This window comes from Cupriavidus sp. 10L43_2 (assembly GCF_056395265.1).
This window is the reverse complement of record NZ_JBFTJE010000023.1, coordinates 12,508-29,720: the sequence shown is the minus strand read 5'-3', so window position 1 is coordinate 29,720 and position 17,213 is coordinate 12,508. Positions and strand designations below refer to the sequence as shown.

The following is a 17,213-nucleotide window of genomic DNA, read 5'->3' as shown; positions in this document are numbered from 1 at the left end:
CGCCCGAGAATCCTAGTGCTGGCCACGTCCGGACGCCATTTTGAAGAGGATTGCGGCCGCCGTCTGACGGCACGGTGCAGCTGTGCGGTTTGCCGCGCACGGCGGCGGGAAACCTGTTGTGGATAACGTCCCCCGCCTGGCGCGCACCTGCGCCGGAGACGGCGTCCGGTGGCGGCACGGCGGGGTCTTGCAAACCGGGCTGATTCATCGGCCCGCAAGCATCACTGGTTGACGGCGTCCTTGAACTTCTGGCCCGCCTTGAACTTCACGGTCTTGGCGGCTTCCACCTTGATTTCCTCGCCGGTACGCGGGTTGCGCGCCATGCGCTCGCCACGCTCGCCCTGGCTGAAGGTGCCAAAGCCGATCAGGCTCAGGGTATCGCCCTTGGCCACGGCGTCCATGATCGCGGTGAGCGTCACGTTGAGTGCCTGTTCCGCCTTGGCCTTGGTCAGACCGTCCACGCCAGCTGCAATCGCGTCGATCAGTTCGGTTTTCGTCATGCTTCACTCCGTCTCGAGTTGAAAAAACACTGACGTCCTGGCCGCGCCGGCTCCGCTGGAACCCGCACCGGCAAAGACGCCGCGGGCCACATCATACCGTGTCGGGGAAGGCGCACCGGGAACAGATTGTTACGCCAGCCATTGCCAGGCCTCGGCAGCAGGGGGGCTGAGGGCGATTGGGAAGCGGTATACGCGTCACGCGGAAGGGGCCTGGAAGCGCTGAGAGCCCTTCAGAGGCGTATACGCGGCTGACAGAGGGTTGGGGACGTATACGCGGCCAAAAGCGCCTGAGGGGCTTCTGGCGTGCCCGCGTGCCGGTATACGCGAAAAACGGGACCTGCTCAATTTTTCATCGACGTCCAAAACGGCCTTCCTCCCAAAGTCGGAGGGGTTCGGACGTATACCTCGCTGCGCTGCCGGCTCTCGTGCTTTCGGTTTACATCTTTCTTTTATGTATACGAATAGTAGTAGTCAATAGAGGGCGACCGTTTCTGTGGATAACCACGTATACGTCAATCGGATCAGATGTTTACGTATACCGAAAGCACAGGGAGCGGTTGTTGGCCGGCGTGGATGACTCAGCCGTCTGGAGGAGGATGGGAGGTATACCTCGTCGACTTGTTCCTGCGCCATCCCCATGTCACCCCCTTGCCGCCCACACCAAACCCGCGCGCTTATCCACAGATTTTGGCCGGTTTATCCACATGCATGACGGTATACAGGAGGCGAAAAGGGGTGTCGCGCCGACATGGTTGGCAGGTATCATCCGGGGCGCGCCGGAGTGGACCGGCAGTCATCGGTTTGACGGGGAAACAGCGACATGTCGGAACAAGGCAAGGCAAAGAAGGCGGGCAAGAAGAAGAGCGCCAGCGACCGCATCGAGGTGCGCCAGTCAGGCGTGCACGGCAAGGGCGTATACGCGATCGGCAATATCGCCGAGGGCGAGCGCGTGATCGAATACAAGGGCGAGCACATCTCGTGGAAAGAAGCGCTCAAGCGCCATCCGCATGATCCGGCCGACCCGAACCACACCTTCTACTTCAGCCTGGACGACGGCGACGTGATCGACGCCAAGTTCGGCGGCAACCGCGCGCGCTGGATCAACCATGCCTGCGAGCCGAACTGCGAGGCACGTGAGAAGAAGGGGCGCGTGTTCATCCACGCGCTGCGCGACATCGCCCAGGGCGAAGAGCTGTTCTATGACTATGGWYTGGTAATAGACGCGCGCTATACCAAGAAGCTGAAGAAGGAATACGAGTGCCGCTGCGGCAGCCCGAACTGCCGGGGCACGATGCTGGCCCCGAAGGAACGGAAGTAAGTAGTCGGAAGAAGTCAGCCGGCAGCCGTGCCGGGCGCCTCGCAGGGGATGCGGATCACGAACCGCATCGACGCGCGCCGGGGTGCCGGGTCGCGCTGCTCCCCATGGTCGCCATGATCCCCGTGGCCAGCCACCACGGCTGACAGCGCGGACGGCGCCGGCACAGGCGCCGGGGAGGGCGCGGGCACGTCCTCGATACGGATGGTGCCCTGGTGCAGCGAGACGATTTCATGCACGATGGCCAGCCCCAGGCCGGCGCCGCTCGGCGCGGCCTGCTGCACCGCCTGGGCGCCGGGTGTGTGATCGCCCCGGAAGAAGCGCTTGAAGACTTCCTCGCGCCGCGCTGGCGCAATGCCCGGGCCGTTGTCTTCCACCATCACCACGGCCATGCCGCGATGGCCCATGGTCTCGCCACCCGCGCGCACCGTGATGCGCCCGCCGGCCGGCACGTATTTCACGGCATTGTCGATCAGGTTCGAGAGCGCCTCGCGCATCAGCAGCCGGTTGCCGCGCACCGTGGCCGGCGCGCTGCCGGTGAAGGTGGGGCCAGGCAGGATCTCGAAACCCAGGTCCACGCGGCGGGCCAGCGCCTGCGGCACCCATTCCGCGCCAATCTCGAAAGCCAGTTCGGCCAGGTCGAAATGTTCCACCGGCCCCAGCCGCTCCAGCGACAGCCCCGGCTCGGCCCGCGCCAGCGACAGCAGCTGGTTCGACAGCCGCACCGCGCGGTCGGCAGCGGTCTGCACCTCGCGCAGCGCGTGGCGGGCCACATCGGGGGAATCGGCATCGAGCGCGCGGTCCGCATGGAGCTTCACGGCGGTCAGCGGCGTGCGTAGCTGGTGCGCGGCATCGGCGATGAACTTGCGCTGGGCGTCCAGCGCATCGCGCAGGCGCGCCAGCAGCGCGTTCAGGCCGCGGATCAACGGTTCGACTTCGGCCGGCACCTGGGTTTCGTCCAGCGCGGCCAGCGAGCGGGCGGTCTGGCGGTTCAGCTTGTCGGTCAGGATCTGGAGCGGCACCAGTTCCTCCTTGAGCACGTGCGACAGGATCAGGCTGCCCACCAGCAGCAGCAGGATCAGCGGCACCGACACCGACAGCAGGATCTCGTTCGCCGCCGTCTCGCGGCGGTCTAGCAGTTCAGCGACTTCCACGACGATCGGCCCGCGCGACAGCGTGCCCTCGCCACTCGTGCCGAATTCGTCCGAGGCGGGGCTCGGCAGCGTCACCGGCAGCCGCACGGCGCGTACCTGGCGACCGCTGAACCACGCGTAGAACAGCCGTGCGTCGTGGAGCGTGGTCTGGCCCGTGCCGTAGCCGAGCCAGGTGTCCATGCCGCCGATCAGCCCGTCCGGGCCGTGGATACGCCAGTAGATGCGGTCGGAGCCTTCGGCCTCGACCAGCGTCTGGGCAATCATCGGAATATCTTGATCGAGGCGCGGCCCGGCGATGCGGATCTGCTGGGCGATGTTGTTCGCCACGCCATACAGCGCGCGGTCGAAGACCTGGGTGGTGTAGTGCGCCGCGAGCCAGTAGGAGAGCGAGCCGCTGACCAGCACCAGCGCGAACAGCGGCGTGGCCAGCGCGCGCAGCAGGTGGACACGCAGGCTCGGGTTCGAAGCGCGGACCAGCCGCGAACGCGAGGGGGAGGGAGAGTCAGTGTCCGCCACGAATCTGGAGCAGGTAGCCGAAGCCCCGCACGGTGACGATCTCGACATCCGCTTCCTCGAGCTTCTTGCGCACGCGGTGCACGTAGACCTCGATGGCGGTGTCGCCGACGGTATCGCCGCCCTCGCCAGCCGGATGGGCGAAGGTGGCCAGGTGGTCCTGCATCTGCGCCTTGCTCACCACGCGGCCCTGGCGCTGGAGCAGCAGTTCGAGCACGGCGAACTCGCGCGGCGACAGCTCCAGCGGCTTGCCGTCGACGAACATGCGGCGGTCGTTGCCGGACAGGCGCAGGCGGCCCAGGCGCACGTCGCGCTCGGGCGCGGCCTCGCCATGCTGGCTGCGGCGCAGCAGCACGCGCACGCGCGCTTCCAGCTCGGGCAGCGCGAAGGGCTTGACGAGGTAGTCGTCGGCGCCGGCGTTGAGGCCGGAGAGCTTGTCTTCGAGTTCGTCGCGGGCGGTCAGGATGATGACCGGCGTGGTGCGGTTGCGGGCGCGGTAGCGGGCCAGCAGCGTCATGCCGTCGATGCCGGGCAGGCCCAGGTCGAGGATGACGAGGTCGTGCTGCTCGCGCAGCAGGTGATCCGTGGCATACACGCCGTCATGGACCACGCGTACCTGATGGCCGGCACGGGTCAGGCCCGCCTCCACGCCACTGGCGATTTGACGGTCGTCCTCGATCAGCAGGATACGCATGGCAGGGGGCTCGGCGGCGTTGTGGGGCAATGCCGCCGATTGTACAGGGCAGCCTTGCGCGCTGCCTTTCAGTTGCCCTTCAGCTGGCGACAGTTATCTATAGCGCGACTTCAACGCGCCGGCGGGCCGCTGAAAGCCTGCTCGATGAAACGCGCCAGGTCGATATCGCGCTGGGTCAGGCCGTTGGCGTCGTGGGTGGACAGGGTGATGTCCACGCGGTTGTAGACGTTGAACCATTCGGGATGGTGATCGACCTTGTCGGCATGCAGCGCCACGCGCGTCATGAAGCCGAACGCCGCGTTGAAATCGGCGAACTTGAAGGATTTGTGAATGGCGTCGCGGTCCTGGACCGGGGTCCAGCCGGGTAGCCCGGCCAGCAGGCTGGCGCGGGCGTCTTGCGAAAGAGGGGTCATGATGGCCTCGGTGTTATGAATGTTCTGCGGCTCGGCTGTCGTCGTCAGATGTCGTTGCTGTCGGCCCAGCCCTCGCGGGTGCCGATGTTCAGCACACGGTCGCCCTCGGCGACATCGCCGGCGCCCAGCGTCGGCAGCGCGCGCAGTTGCGGGTACAGGTCCGAGAAGTCCGGCCGCGTGGCGTCGAACAGCTGTTCGAAGCTGTCGATCACGAAGTAGGTCTTCTGGAAGGTATCGATCCGGTACCGCGTGCGCATGATGCGGTGCAGGTCGAAGCCGATCCGGTTCGGGCTGTCCGAATCCAGACTGTAGATCGATTCGCCCTGGCTGGACAGGATGCCCGCGCCAAAGATGCGCAGCCCGGCCGGGGTCTGGATCAGGCCGAATTCCACGGTGTACCAGTACAGGCGCGCGAGCATGTCCAGCGCGCCGAGCTTGGCCGCCTTCAAGCCACCCTTGCCGTACGCCTCCATATAGTCGGCGAAGATCGGGTTGATCAGCAGCGGCACATGGCCGAACACGTCGTGGAAGCAGTCCGGCTCCTGGAGGTAGTCCAGCTGCTCGGGCTTGCGCATCCACCAGCTCGCCGGGAAGCGGCGGTTGGCCAGGTGCTCGAAGAACACCTCGTCCGGCACCAGGCCCGGCACGGCCACCACCTGCCAGCCCGTGGCGCGCATCAGCGTCTCGTTGAGCTGGTCGAACTCGGGCACGCGGTCGCGCTCCATGCCCAGCGTGCCCAGCCCTTGCAGGAACTCGTCGCAGACCCGGCCTTGCAGCATCGAGGCCTGGCGGTCGTAGAGCTTGCGCCAGATGGCGTGGTCGGTGCTGGTGTAGCGGTGCACCGGCTGGGCGATGGTGAAGTCGGGACGCAGTTCCTCGCCGGACAGCAGGCCGGCTTCGAATTGTTCCCTGAGCTTGGCGGTCATCGTGCCGGCAAAGTCGGCCGTGGTGTCCGGGGTGGCGTTCATCAGTGTGTCTCCAGCGATGCGGAATTTATGCACAGTGTAGGCGTGTGGACGTGCATTCAGGCCGCATAAACGGCTTGGTTTCGTCGGTGCATGCAGGTAACCTGCATCTTTCAGATCCAGAATGCGGATTTCCTGCGTGCCATGAACACTGCCAGCCTCGACCCCTACGACCTCGCCCTGCTGACCGCCCTGCAGGCCGACGGCCGCTCCACCCACCAGCAACTGGCCGAACGGGTGCACCTCTCGCCCAGCCAGGTCGGCCGCCGGCTGGCCAAGCTCGAGGCCGATGGCGTGATTACCGGCTACCGTGTGAATCTTTCGCCACAAGCGCTGGGTCTGGGCGTGCTGGTATTTATTAGTGTGAAACTGGCCCACCACGGCGACACCATCATCGAACGCTTCCGCGAGGAAATCCTGCTGCTGGAAGAGGTGCAGGAGTGCTACTCGGTCGCCGGCGAGGCCGATTACCTTGTCCGCGTGGTGGTGCCGGACCTGCCCACGCTGGCCGAATTCACCATGAAGCGCCTGATGCGCGTACCCGGCGTGGAGAGCGTGCGGTCCAACATCGTGCTGACCGCCCTGAAGCGCGAAGGACCGCTGCCGCTGTCACATTTGCGCTGAATCAGCCATACACAAAATCCAAAATGTGCAGAGGCTTGCGCTTGCCATCCGCGCATGTCACCCTCGCCCCGAGCCAAATCCAACAAGGAAAGGATGATGGGGACGATTGTCACCTCGGGTCGCAGCGGCGGGTACGCCACCACGTTTGGGAGGCTGGCCGTGCTGGGCGCGGGACTGGCGCTGTGGGCCGGCGCCGGCGATGCGCACGCGGCGCAGATCGCGCGTTTCTCGCCCGAAGGGGTGGTGCCCCAGGTGCGCCAGGTGGCCATCCGGTTCGACGAGCCGATGGTGCCGATGGGCGACCTCAACGCCGCGCCACCCGCGGCGGTGTCCTGCACCGGCGGTGCGGCGGCCGGTAGCGGGCGCTGGGTCAACGCCACCAACTGGGTATTCGACTTCGAGCGTGACCTGCCGCCCGGCATGCGCTGCACGGTGCGCATTGCCGGCGGGCTCAAGAGCGTGGCTGGCAAGGCCTACGCGGGCAAGCCGGAATACCGGTTCGAGACCGGTGGGCCCACGGTGGTATCGGCCCGGCCTTCCGGCGGAGAGGTGGAGGAAGACCAGGTCTTCGTGCTGCGCTTCAACGGCGCGGCCACGGCCGGGTCGATCCGCGAACACGCGTGGTGCCAAGCCGAGGGCCTGGGCGAGCGCATTCCGGTACGGCTGCTGGCCGGCAAGGAACGCACGGACGTGATCGCGGCGGTCGGCTGGAACGAGATCGCCAAGCGGGAAGGGGAGGCGGTGCACCTGCTGGCCTGCCAGCAGAAGCTGCCGGCCGGCGCGCGCATGCAGCTCGTGCTCGATGCGGGCATCGCCACACCCTCCGGCATTGCCACCACGGCGCCGCGCCGCTTCGACTACACCGTGCGCGAAGCCTTCGCCGCCGGCTTCACCTGTGAGCGCGAACGGGCCGAGGCGCCCTGCACCCCACTGCGGCCGATGACGGTGACCTTCACCGCCCCGATTCCGCGCAAGGTGGCCGAGCACATCGTCCTGAAAACCCCGTCCGGCCCGCGCGCGCCGGCCTTCGACCCGGACACGCCGCCGGACGCCCCGGTGGAGTCGGTCCGCTTCACCGCGCCGTTCCCGGAGCGCGCCAGCCTGACCATCGAGGCCCCGCGCGACATCAAGGACGACAGCGGCCGCCCGCTGACCAATGCGGACCTGTTCCCGATCAAGCTGACCACCGGCGCGCTGCCGCCGCTGGCCAAGTTCGCCGCCGCGCCGTTCGGCGTGGTGGAACGTTTCGCCGATGTGCCGCGCGGCAAGTCCCCGGCCGACTATCCGCCGCTGCTGCCCGTGACGCTGCGCAACGTGGAGGCCGACCTGCCCGCCACGTCCGTGCGCGCCCAGGCGGGCACTGTGGCGCGGCTCAAGGTCGATGACGACACGGCCATCCTGCGTTGGTTCGGCATGGTCAAGCGCATGCACGAGAACACGTGGACCAAGGAACAGATCGACGCGATCCGTGCCGGCCAGCCGCCGTACCGGGCCAGGAGCCCGCGCGACGCCCCGGCCATCGAGACGCGCGCGGTGCCATTGCTGCGCGGCGTGGCGGGCGCGCAGACGTTGGCGATTCCGAAATCGTCGGACACCTCGCCCCGACCCTTCGAGGTCGTCGGCATTCCGCTGCCCGAGCCGGGCTTCCACGTGGTGGAGATTGCCTCGCCGATGCTGGGCGCCGCGCTGCTCGGCAAGTCCGAGCCGATGTACGTGCGCACGGCGGCGCTGGTGACCAACCTCGGCGTCCATTTCAAGCTCGCGCGCGGCACTGCCGAGGGCGAGATGAGCGGACTGGCCTGGGTGACCGGCCTCGACGACGGCAAGCCCGTCGCCAACGCCCGCATCGCGGTGCGTAGCTGCGAGGGCGCCCTGCTGGGCGAAGGGACCACCGACGCCACCGGCGTCGCCCGCTTCGCCAAGCTGCCGGACCAGCGCTACCAGGACTGCGGCAACGGCATGGAGGGTTACTTCGTCTCCGCACGGATCGCCGCCGACCACCCGAAGGCGCGCGGCAAGGCCGACATGGCCTTCGTGATGTCGAACTGGAACCGTGGCATCGAGACGTGGCGCTTCAACGTGCCCACCGACATGAGCCCGAAGCAGACCGTGCGCGCGCACACCATCTTCGACCGCACGCTGCTGCGGCTGGGCGAGACGGTGTCGATGAAGCACCTGCTGCGCAGCGAGACGGCGCAGGGCTTTGCGCTGCCGGCATCGATGCCGGAGAAGGCCGTCGTCACGCATGACGGCAGCGGCCAGACCTATGAACTGCCGCTGGCCTGGCGTACCACGGCCACGGGCGGGCGCAGCGCCGAGAGCACCTTCCAGATCCCGCAGGCAGCCAAGCTGGGCGTCTACACCGTGGGGCTGGTCTATGTCGATGGCCGCACGCTCGACGGCGGCAGCTTCCGCGTCGAAGCATTCCGCCTGCCGGTACTGTCCGGTACGCTGAGCACGGCCAAGGACCCGAAAGCCAAGGGCAACGCGCTGGTCGCGCCGGGCGAGGTGCCGGTCGGCGTGGAAATCCACTATCTGAACGGCGGCGGCGCGGCCGGCCTGCCGGTGCGCCTGTCGGCGCTGCTGCGCGAGAAGCCGGTCAACTTCGCCGATTTCGACGAATTCTCGTTCCAGCCGCCGCGCGCGCAGGACGAGAAGGCCACCGTCGATGACGAAGACAGCGAGGACACATCGGGCGAAAGCCGCGAGAAGCTCGTCGCCGACAAGCTGCCCGTCACGCTGGACAAGGACGGCAACGGCAAGGTCACGGTCAAGGACATGCCGAAGATCACCACGCCGGGCGACCTCGTGCTGGAGGCCGGCTTTGCCGACCCGAATGGCGAGATCCAGACGCTGCGCCAGACCGTGCCGGTGTGGCCGGCCGCCGTGGTGGCGGGCATCCGCGCGGCCAACTGGGTATCGGTGAGCCAGAAGCTGTCGGTACAGGGCGTGGTGCTCGACACCCAGGGCAAGCCGGTGGCTGATACGCCGGTGCAGGTGAAGGCGCGCGCGCGCATCACCACGTCTGCCCGCCAGCGCGTGGTTGGCGGCTTCTATCGCTATGACAACCGTACCGAGAGCAAGGACCTGGGCGTGGTGTGCGAGTCGCGCACCGATGCGCAGGGCCGCATGCGCTGCGACGTGTCGCTGGCGCAGGCGGGGCAGGTGGAGCTGATCGCCAGTGCGCGCGATACGGACGGGCGTGTCTCGCAGGCTTCCACCACGGTCTGGGTCACACGCCAAGGCGAACTCTGGTTCGGCGGCGAGAACCACGACCGCATGGACGTGCTGCCGGAGAAGCGCGCCTACGCGCCCGGCGATACCGCCGTGTTCCAGGTGCGCATGCCGTTCCGCCATGCCACGGCGCTGGTCGCCATCGAACGGGAAGGCATTCTCGAAACGCAGGTGGTGGAGCTGAACGGCACCGATCCCACGGTGCGGCTCAAGGTGAAGCCGGAATGGGGGCCGAACGTCTATGTGTCTGTGTTGAGCGTGCGCGGGCGCCTCCGCGACGTGCCGTGGTACTCGTTCTTCACCTGGGGCTGGCGCCAGCCGGTGGACTGGTGGCGCGCGTTCCGCAGCGAGGGGCGCGACTACGTGGCGCCATCGCCGCTGGTGGACCTGTCCAAGCCGGCGTTCCGGCTCGGGCTGGCCGAGATCCGCGTCGGCAATGAAGCCCATCGGCTCGACGTGACCGTGACGCCGGACAAGGCCACCTACCCGGTGCGCGGCAAGGCGCGCGTGGTGGTGCAGGTGAAGCTGCCCGACGGCAAGCCCGCCGCCAACGGCGAGGTGGCGCTGGCCGCCGTGGACCAGGCGCTGCTCGAACTGATGCCGAACACGAGCTGGAACCTGCTCGACGCGATGCTGCAACGGCGCAGCTATGGCGTGGAGACCTCGACCGCGCAGATGGAGATCATCGGCAGGCGCCATTACGGCCGCAAGGCCGTGCCGGCCGGCGGCGGCGGGGGCAAGAGTCCGACGCGCGAACTGTTCGACACGCTGCTGCTGTGGAACCCGCGCGTGCAGCTCGACGCCGAAGGGCGTGCCACGCTCGACGTGCCGCTCAACGACTCGCTGACGAGCTTCCGCATCGTCGCCGTGGCCGACCTCGGCGTGGGCCGTTTCGGGTCCGGCAGCGCCACCGTCGCCGCCACGCAGGATCTGCAGATGATTTCGGGCCTGCCGCTGCTGGTGCGCGAGGACGACAAGTATCGCGCCATGTTCACGCTGCGCAACACCACGCAACGGGCGATGACTGTGGAGGCCACCGCGCGCGCCACGCTCGTCGATGCCCAGACGCTGCCGGCGCAGACCGTGGAGTTGGCGGCCGGCGCCTCGCGCGAGATTGGCTGGGACGTGACCGCGCCGGCGCTGCTGGCCTACAGCCGCAGCGGCACGGTAATGTGGGAGGTGGCGGCGACCGAGAAGGGCGGTAGCAATGCGGCCGACCGGCTCAAGCTCTCGCAGCAGATCGTCCCGGCGGTGCCCGTCACCGCGCAGCAGGCGATGCTGGCGCAAATGACGCCGACGGTCTCGGTGCCGGTGCAGGCCCCGGCCGGCGCGCTGACCGATCCGTCCGGCAAGCTGCGCGGCGGCATGCAGGTGACGATGCAGTCGTCGCTGGCGGGCGGGATGCCTGGCGTACGCGAGTGGTTCCGCCACTATCCCTATAGCTGCCTCGAACAGCGCACGTCGAAGTCGCTCGGCCTGGGCGACACGGCGGCGTGGGATGCACTGATGGCGCAACTGCCGTCCTACCTCGACAGCAACGGCCTGGCCGCCTACTTCCCGCTGCAGAGCGATGCGAGCGCGGGCAGCGAGGTGCTGACGGCCTACCTGCTGTCCGTGGCCGATGAGGCCGCACGGGCCGGTCTGCCGATGCGCCTCCCCGAGGCGCAGCGCGCGCAGATGGAGCGTGGGCTGACGTCGTTCGTCGAAGGGCGCATCACGCCGCCGCGCTGGGCGCCGGCATCCGCGTCGATGGACCTCGACGTACGCAAGCTGGCCGCGCTCGAGGCACTCTCGCGCACCGGCCACGCCCAGGCGCGCATGCTCGGCAGCGTCCAGATCCTGCCCGCGCAGTGGCCCACCTCGGCGCTGATCGATTGGCTGACGCTGCTCTCGCGCGTGACGGACATCCCCGAGCATGAAAAACGCCTCGCCGAAGCCCAGCAACTGCTGCGCAGCCGGCTCACGGTGCAGGGCACGCGGCTGGTGTTCTCGACCGAGCGCAGTGACGACTGGTGGTGGCTGATGGCCAACGGCGACGTCAACGCCGCCAAGCTGCTGGCGCTGGCCACGCAACTGCCGGGCTGGAAAGATGATGTGCCGCAACTGGTGACCGGCCTGCTGGGCCGCCAGACGCGCGGCGCGTGGGGCACCACCACGGCCAACGCCTGGGGCGTGCTGGCCGTGCAGCGCTACGCGCAGGCGTTTGAGAAGACACCGGTGGCCGGCGGCGCGCGCGTGACGCTGGGCGATGCCTCGCGCACGTTCGACTGGTCGGGCGCGACCAAGAAGGATGGCGTGGCGAGCGGCGCGGTGGAACTGCCGTGGCCCGCTGCCGGCACGACTGGCACCTTGCAGGTCGAGCAGCAGGGCTCGGGCCGTCCCTGGGCCACGGTGCGGGCGATGGCCGCCGTGCCGCTGCGCGATCCGGTGGCGGCGGGGTATCGCATCAAGCGCACCGTGACACCGGTGGAGCAGGCCGTGGCGGGCAAGTGGTCGCGCGGCGACTCCTATCGCGTGCGGCTCGAAGTGGACGCGCAGGCGGACATGACCTGGGTCGTGGTGAATGATCCGGTGCCGACCGGCGCCACCATCCTCGGCAGCGGGCTGGGCCGCGATTCGCAGATCGCCACGAGCGGTGAGAAGAAGTCGTCGGCGACCTTCACCGAACGCACGCCCGAGTCGTACCGCGAGTACTTCGGCTACTTGCCCAAGGGCAACGTGGCGGTGGAGTACACGGTGCGGCTCAACAACGCCGGCGAGTTCGCGCTGCCGCCCACGCGCGTGGAGGCGCTCTACGCACCCGACGTGTTCGGCGCCGCCCCCAACGCCAAGGTGACCGTGGGAGCGCGCCCATGAGCTGGCTCGCGATGCGGATGCCGCCGCGCGTGCGCGAGTGGTGGATCGCGGGCACGCTGGCCGCCGTGGTCTATGGCGTGCTGCTGCTCCAGGCGTCGATGGAGTTGCCGCCCGGCACGCCGCTGACCGGCCAGATCGCCTACCAGCCGGCGTGGAAGACGGCGATGGCGATCATGCTGGCGCGCGCCGCGTGGTTCCATCGCCCGCTTGGCGAGCGCCGCTGGCTGGTAGTGGCGCTCGTGTTCTCGGCGATCGGCGATTTCCTGCTCGCGCTGCCGGGCTTGAAGATCTCGTTCCTCGGCGGGCTCGGCGCCTTCCTGCTGGCGCACCTGGCCTACCTGCGCCTGTTCGTGCCGATGGCGCGTGATCTCCGGCCGCAGCGACTGCTGGGCTGCGGGCTGGTGATCGGTGCGGCGGGCGCGCTGCTCGGCCGCTTCTGGCCCAATCTTGGCGAGATGGCGCTGCCGGTCACGGTCTACATCGGCGCGCTGGCGGCCATGGCCTGCGCGGCGCTGTTGGCGCAGTTGCCAACGCCGCTCGCCGCGCTGGGCGCGCTGTGCTTCGTCGCCTCGGACGCGATGATCGGCATGGCCAGGTTCCTGTCCCCGTTCGATACCTACCAACTCGGCATCTGGTGGACCTACGCGCTGGCGCAGGTGCTGCTGGTGGCGGGGGTGGTGTCGGAGCGCGGGGAGGCCGGGGGACGATGACGATGCCGCGCCGCTTGTTTGCCCCACTCGTCCTGCTCGCGCTGGCCGCAGCCACGTCCTCGGCGGCGGCGGTGCCCGCCTTCCGCGACGTGCGCGACAACTGGCGCAGCGCCGACATCGTCGTGATGGATCGCCACGGCGAACCCGTGGCGCGCGTGCGGGACGACTTCCGCGCGCGGCGTGGCGACTGGGTGACGCTGGCCGACACCTCGCCGGCCCTGCGCACGGCCATCGTGCTGTCCGAGGACCGGCGCTTCTACGCGCACAGCGGCGTGGACTGGCAGGGCGTGGCCGCCGCCGCGTGGGCCAATATGTGGAACACGCGCACGCGCGGCGCGTCCACGCTGACCATGCAGCTGGCCGGTCTGCTCGATGAAGACCTGCGTGCCGCGCGCGGGCGCAGCTTCGGCCAGAAGGTAGGGCAGGCGGTCAGCGCCGCCTCGCTCGAACACGGCTGGAGCAAGGACCAGATCCTCGAGGCATACCTGAACCTCGTGCCGTTCCGGGGCGAGCTGGTGGGGCTCTCGGCGATGTCGCAGACGCTGTTCGGCAAGGTGCCGAGCGGCCTGAATGCGCGCGAGGCGGCACTGGCCGTGGCGCTGGTGCGCGGCCCCAACGCCGCGCCGGGGCAGGTGTCGGTGCGGGCGTGCCGCATCCTGCGCGAGATGAAGCAGCCGCGCGAGTGCGACGGCCTGGATGGCTTCACGGCGCTGGCCTTGGCGAAGTCGGCCAGCGTGCCGGACGCGAGTTTCCGGACCAATCTGGCGCCGCACCTTGCGCGCGCCGTGATCGCCCATACGCGCGAGACGCTGCCGGCAGGGCGGCCGGTGCCGGCGCGCATCGCTTCCACGGTCGATGCCGAGGTGCAGCGCGTGGCCGTGGACAGCCTGTCGCGCCATCTGCGCGAACTGGCCGGGCGCAATGCCGAGGACGGCGCCGTGGTGGTCATCGACAATGCCAGCGGCGATGTGCTGGCCTATGTGGGCTCCTCAGGCGCGCTGTCGTCGGCCGCACAGGTCGATCACGCCGCTGCGCCGCGTCAGGCCGGCTCGACGCTGAAGCCGTTCCTGTACGCGCAGGCCATCGAGGAACGCAGGCTGACGGCCGCGTCGCTGCTCGATGACCGTCCGGTCAACCTGCCGACCGGCGGCGGGCTCTACATTCCGCAGAATTACGATCATCGCTACGCGGGCTGGGTCAGCCTGCGCGCGGCGCTCGGCTCGTCACTGAACGTGCCGGCCGTGCGGACGCTGGTGATGGTCACGCCGCATCGCTTTCATCGGCGGCTGGTGGCGCTGGGCCTGCCGCTCACCGAATCGGGCGATTACTACGGCTACAGCCTCGCGCTGGGCAGCGCCGATGTGTCGCTGCTGTCGCTGACCAATGCCTATCGGAGTTTTGCGAACCAGGGCGCCTACGGCCCGGTGCGGATGACCGTGGACGGGGCGACGGTGCCCCGCCAGCCCGTGATGAGTCCGGCGGCCAGCTATGTGATTGGCGATGTGCTGGCCGACCGCCACGCGCGGGCGCGAACCTTCGGCCTCGACAGCCCGCTGACCACGCGCTTCTGGACCGCCGTGAAGACCGGCACCAGCAAGGACATGCGCGACAACTGGTGCATCGGCTGGTCGCAGCGCTACACGGTGGGCGTGTGGATCGGCAACGCCAGCGGCGCGAGCATGCACGATGTGTCGGGGGTCTCCGGCGCGGCGCCGGTGTGGCACGACGTGATGGCGGCGCTCCATCGGCAGTCGTCCAGCCGCGCGCCCGCGATGCCGGCCGGCGTGGAGCGGGTGCCGCTGACCTTCGCCGACAACCTCGAGCCGGCGCGCGAGGAAGTGTTCCTGGCCGGCACCGCCGTGACGCGCATCAACGTGGGCGCGGCGCCACCGTCGAGCGGCACGCCGGCCATCGCCAGTCCCAGGGACGGCACGATCTTCGCGCTCGATCCCGATATTCCGCCCGATGCGCAACGCGTCTGGTTCCATGCCGATGGGCTGACCGGGCAGACGGCGCGCGCGGTGAGCTGGCGCATCGACGGCAAGCCGCTCGGCAAGGGTGGGCAGCTGGCGTGGCTGCCGTGGCCGGGCCGGCATCGCGTGGAACTGGTCGATGCGGCGGGCAAGGTCGTCGATGACATCGGCATCGAGGTGCGCGGCGCCAGCGTGCGCGAGGCCGGGCCGCGGCGCACGTCGATGCGGCGCTAGGCCGTTGCCGGCAGGCCGCGCGCCTTGAGGAAATCGACGAATACGCGCAGCTTGGGCGGCATCAGCGCGCGGCTCGGGTAGTAGAGGTAGAAGCCCGAGAACGGCGGCGTCCAGTCTTCCAGCACGGTGACGAGCTGGCCTGCCGCGAGCGCGGCCTGGATGTGGTGCGGGAACTCGTAGATCAGGCCGAGCCCGGCCACCGCAGCCTGATGCAGCATGGTCTTGTCATTGGCGATCAGCGCGGCGCGCGTATCGACCGTGAACGGCCGCCCGCCGCGCGCGAACTCCCAGCGATACACCGAACCTATCGGCCCGAAGCGGTATTGCAGGCAGGCGTGCTGATGCAGTGCGTGCGGCGTCTGCGGCGTGCCGTGGCGGGCGAGGTAGTCGGGCGAGGCCGCCACGAACATCCGCAGCGGGCCGGTCACTGGAATCGCCACCATGTCCTGGTGGAGTGCCTCGCCCAGCCGCAGGCCGGCGTCGAAACCTTCGGCGATCAGGTCGACGAAGCGGTCGTCGGTGACCAGATCGACGCAGATCGACGGATAGGCGCGCATGAAGTCCGTCAGGATCGGCCGCAGCGCGATGACCACCGCCGAGTGCGAACTGGTCAGCCGCAGCGTGCCGACCGGGGTGTCGCGCTGGGCGCGGGCGTCCTCGGTGGCCGCCTGGATCTCGGCCAGCGCCGGCGCCACGCGGGCCAGCAGTGCCGCGCCGGCCTCGGTCAGGCCGACATGGCGCGTGGTCCGCTGCAGCAGCCGCACACCCAGCCGGTCTTCCAGGTGCCGGATGGTCTGGGAGACCGCCGAGGGGCTGACGCCCAGCGCGCCGGCAGCGGCCGTGAAGCTGCCAAGCCGCGCCACGCAGGTGAAGGCGGCCAGCGAGGGCAGGGAATCAGGATCGATTGTGAAGTCGGGCTTCATGATGCATGCAGCGTAGCATGCTGTTTCCGATCGCGCGGGATGGGGATACTGGGCGCCAGTTTCCAACCCCGTCACAAGGAGTCTCACATGACCGCAATGCGCAAACTGGGCCGGGTCGGCCCCGACGTCTTCCCGCTGGGCCTCGGCTGCATGGGCATGAGCGACTTCTACGGTGCGCACGACGACGCCGAGTCGATCCGCACGATCCACCATGCCATCGAGCGCGGCGTGAACCTGCTCGACACGGCCGACATCTACGGCCCGCACACCAATGAGCAGTTGCTTGGCCGCGCGCTGGCCGGCGGGCGGCGCGACAAGGTGGTGCTGGCGACCAAGTTCGGCATGGTGCGCGACCCGGCCAATCCGGCGGCGCGCGGCGTGAACGGGCGGCCCGAGTACGTGCGTGCCGCCTGCGATGCCAGCCTGAAGCGGCTGGGCCTCGACACCATCGATCTCTATTACCAGCATCGCGTGGACCCGACCGTGCCGATCGAGGACACCGTCGGCGCGATGGCCGAACTGGTCCAGGCGGGCAAGGTGCGCTGGATTGGGCTGTCAGAGGCGGGCGCGGAGACCATCGAACGCGCCCACGCGGTGCATCCACTCACCGCGCTGCAGACCGAGTACTCGCTGTGGACGCGTGACGTGGACGAAAACGGCATCTACGCCACGTGCGAGCGGCTCGGCATCGGCTTCGTGCCGTACAGCCCGCTCGGGCGCGGCTTCCTAACCGGGGCCATCCGCACGCCAGACGACTTCGATGCGGACGACTATCGCAAGACCAATCCGCGCTTTATCGGCGAGAACTTCGCCCGCAACCTGGCGCTGGTGGACAAGGTCCGTGCGCTGGCCGATGCCCGCGGCTGCACGCCGGCGCAACTGGCGCTGGCCTGGGTGCTGGCGCGCGGCGAGCATGTGGTGCCGATTCCGGGCACGCGCCGCATCGCCAATCTCGATGACAACCTTGGTGCGCTCGATGTGCGGCTCGGAGCGCAGGATCTTGCCGACATCGAGGCCGTATTCCCGGCCGGCGCAGCGGCGGGTACGCGCTACGCCGCGGCGGTGATGGGGATGCTGTCGCGCTGATCCCGGGGGCGCGGCATGG

Annotated in this window: 12 protein-coding genes; 6 read left to right on the top strand and 6 right to left on the bottom strand. The window is 68.9% G+C overall.

Features of this window, described 5'->3' with window-relative positions; all coding sequences use genetic code 11:
- Positions 1 to 221: 221 nt before the first annotated feature.
- Positions 222 to 500: an HU family DNA-binding protein gene (locus AC1DEL_RS24845; protein ID WP_092290955.1), complete on the bottom strand. Its 279-nt coding sequence runs from the start codon at positions 498 to 500 to the stop codon at positions 222 to 224.
- Positions 501 to 1,320: 820 nt separating this feature from the next.
- On the opposite strand from AC1DEL_RS24845, the gene AC1DEL_RS24840 reads away from it, so the two are divergent.
- Complete coding sequence (locus tag AC1DEL_RS24840) at positions 1,321 to 1,818, top strand: SET domain-containing protein (protein ID WP_092290953.1); 498 nt, start codon at positions 1,321 to 1,323, stop codon at positions 1,816 to 1,818.
- A gap of 14 nt (positions 1,819 to 1,832) precedes the next feature.
- Here AC1DEL_RS24840 and AC1DEL_RS24835 read toward each other — a convergent pair whose 3' ends face one another.
- The 4 genes from AC1DEL_RS24835 to phhA form a co-directional block, all read right to left on the bottom strand.
- Positions 1,833 to 3,533 carry a sensor histidine kinase gene (locus AC1DEL_RS24835; RefSeq protein ID WP_092290950.1) on the bottom strand — a complete coding sequence of 567 codons (1,701 nt, stop codon included), beginning with the start codon at positions 3,531 to 3,533 and terminating at the stop codon, positions 1,833 to 1,835.
- Positions 3,472 to 4,176 carry a response regulator transcription factor gene (locus AC1DEL_RS24830; protein WP_092290948.1) on the bottom strand — a complete coding sequence of 235 codons (705 nt, stop codon included), beginning with the start codon at positions 4,174 to 4,176 and terminating at the stop codon, positions 3,472 to 3,474. Before AC1DEL_RS24830 ends, AC1DEL_RS24835 begins: the two co-directional genes overlap by 62 nt.
- A gap of 110 nt (positions 4,177 to 4,286) precedes the next feature.
- Entirely contained in the window at positions 4,287 to 4,610 is a 324-nt protein-coding gene (locus AC1DEL_RS24825) for a 4a-hydroxytetrahydrobiopterin dehydratase (RefSeq protein ID WP_255370721.1), read from the bottom strand.
- A gap of 23 nt (positions 4,611 to 4,633) precedes the next feature.
- Complete coding sequence (gene phhA, locus AC1DEL_RS24820) at positions 4,634 to 5,557, bottom strand: phenylalanine 4-monooxygenase (protein WP_092290944.1); 924 nt, start codon at positions 5,555 to 5,557, stop codon at positions 4,634 to 4,636.
- A gap of 141 nt (positions 5,558 to 5,698) precedes the next feature.
- On the opposite strand from phhA, the gene AC1DEL_RS24815 reads away from it, so the two are divergent.
- The 4 genes from AC1DEL_RS24815 to pbpC all read left to right on the top strand — a co-directional run bounded on the left by AC1DEL_RS24815 (position 5,699) and on the right by pbpC (position 15,185).
- Entirely contained in the window at positions 5,699 to 6,178 is a 480-nt protein-coding gene (locus AC1DEL_RS24815) for an Lrp/AsnC family transcriptional regulator (protein WP_092292059.1), read from the top strand.
- Positions 6,179 to 6,271: 93 nt separating this feature from the next.
- Positions 6,272 to 12,268, top strand: coding sequence for an alpha-2-macroglobulin family protein (locus AC1DEL_RS24810; protein WP_477126352.1), 5,997 nt, complete (start codon positions 6,272 to 6,274; stop codon positions 12,266 to 12,268).
- Entirely contained in the window at positions 12,265 to 12,978 is a 714-nt protein-coding gene (locus AC1DEL_RS24805; protein ID WP_092290940.1) for a lysoplasmalogenase, read from the top strand. Before AC1DEL_RS24810 ends, AC1DEL_RS24805 begins: the two co-directional genes overlap by 4 nt.
- A 2-nt stretch (positions 12,979 to 12,980) precedes the next feature.
- On the top strand, positions 12,981 to 15,185 hold the full coding sequence (pbpC, locus tag AC1DEL_RS24800) for a penicillin-binding protein 1C (RefSeq protein ID WP_441645266.1): 2,205 nt from the start codon (positions 12,981 to 12,983) through the stop codon (positions 15,183 to 15,185).
- Here pbpC and AC1DEL_RS24795 read toward each other — a convergent pair.
- Complete coding sequence (locus AC1DEL_RS24795) at positions 15,182 to 16,108, bottom strand: LysR family transcriptional regulator (RefSeq protein WP_477126351.1); 927 nt, start codon at positions 16,106 to 16,108, stop codon at positions 15,182 to 15,184. The genes pbpC and AC1DEL_RS24795 overlap by 4 nt on opposite strands.
- An 87-nt stretch (positions 16,109 to 16,195) precedes the next feature.
- Between AC1DEL_RS24795 and AC1DEL_RS24790 the strand changes: the two genes are divergently transcribed.
- Positions 16,196 to 17,194 (top strand): aldo/keto reductase, encoded by a 999-nt coding sequence (locus AC1DEL_RS24790; protein WP_092290933.1) that lies wholly within the window; start codon positions 16,196 to 16,198, stop codon positions 17,192 to 17,194.
- The last annotated feature ends 19 nt before the right edge of the window (positions 17,195 to 17,213 follow it).

What these genes read in the sequence shown, in the direction of transcription:
- AC1DEL_RS24795 (WP_477126351.1), bottom strand. Translation starts at nt 16,108, where the DNA reads ATGAAGCCCGACTTCACAATCGATCCTGATTCCCTGCCCTCGCTGGCC.
- pbpC (WP_441645266.1), top strand. Translation starts at nt 12,981, where the DNA reads ATGCCGCGCCGCTTGTTTGCCCCACTCGTCCTGCTCGCGCTGGCCGCA.
- AC1DEL_RS24815 (WP_092292059.1), top strand. Translation starts at nt 5,699, where the DNA reads ATGAACACTGCCAGCCTCGACCCCTACGACCTCGCCCTGCTGACCGCC.
- phhA (WP_092290944.1), bottom strand. Translation starts at nt 5,557, where the DNA reads ATGAACGCCACCCCGGACACCACGGCCGACTTTGCCGGCACGATGACC.
- AC1DEL_RS24810 (WP_477126352.1), top strand. Translation starts at nt 6,272, where the DNA reads ATGATGGGGACGATTGTCACCTCGGGTCGCAGCGGCGGGTACGCCACC.
- AC1DEL_RS24835 (WP_092290950.1), bottom strand. Translation starts at nt 3,533, where the DNA reads ATGTCGAGATCGTCACCGTGCGGGGCTTCGGCTACCTGCTCCAGATTC.
- AC1DEL_RS24805 (WP_092290940.1), top strand. Translation starts at nt 12,265, where the DNA reads ATGAGCTGGCTCGCGATGCGGATGCCGCCGCGCGTGCGCGAGTGGTGG.
- AC1DEL_RS24845 (WP_092290955.1), bottom strand. Translation starts at nt 500, where the DNA reads ATGACGAAAACCGAACTGATCGACGCGATTGCAGCTGGCGTGGACGGT.
- AC1DEL_RS24790 (WP_092290933.1), top strand. Translation starts at nt 16,196, where the DNA reads ATGACCGCAATGCGCAAACTGGGCCGGGTCGGCCCCGACGTCTTCCCG.
- AC1DEL_RS24830 (WP_092290948.1), bottom strand. Translation starts at nt 4,176, where the DNA reads ATGCGTATCCTGCTGATCGAGGACGACCGTCAAATCGCCAGTGGCGTG.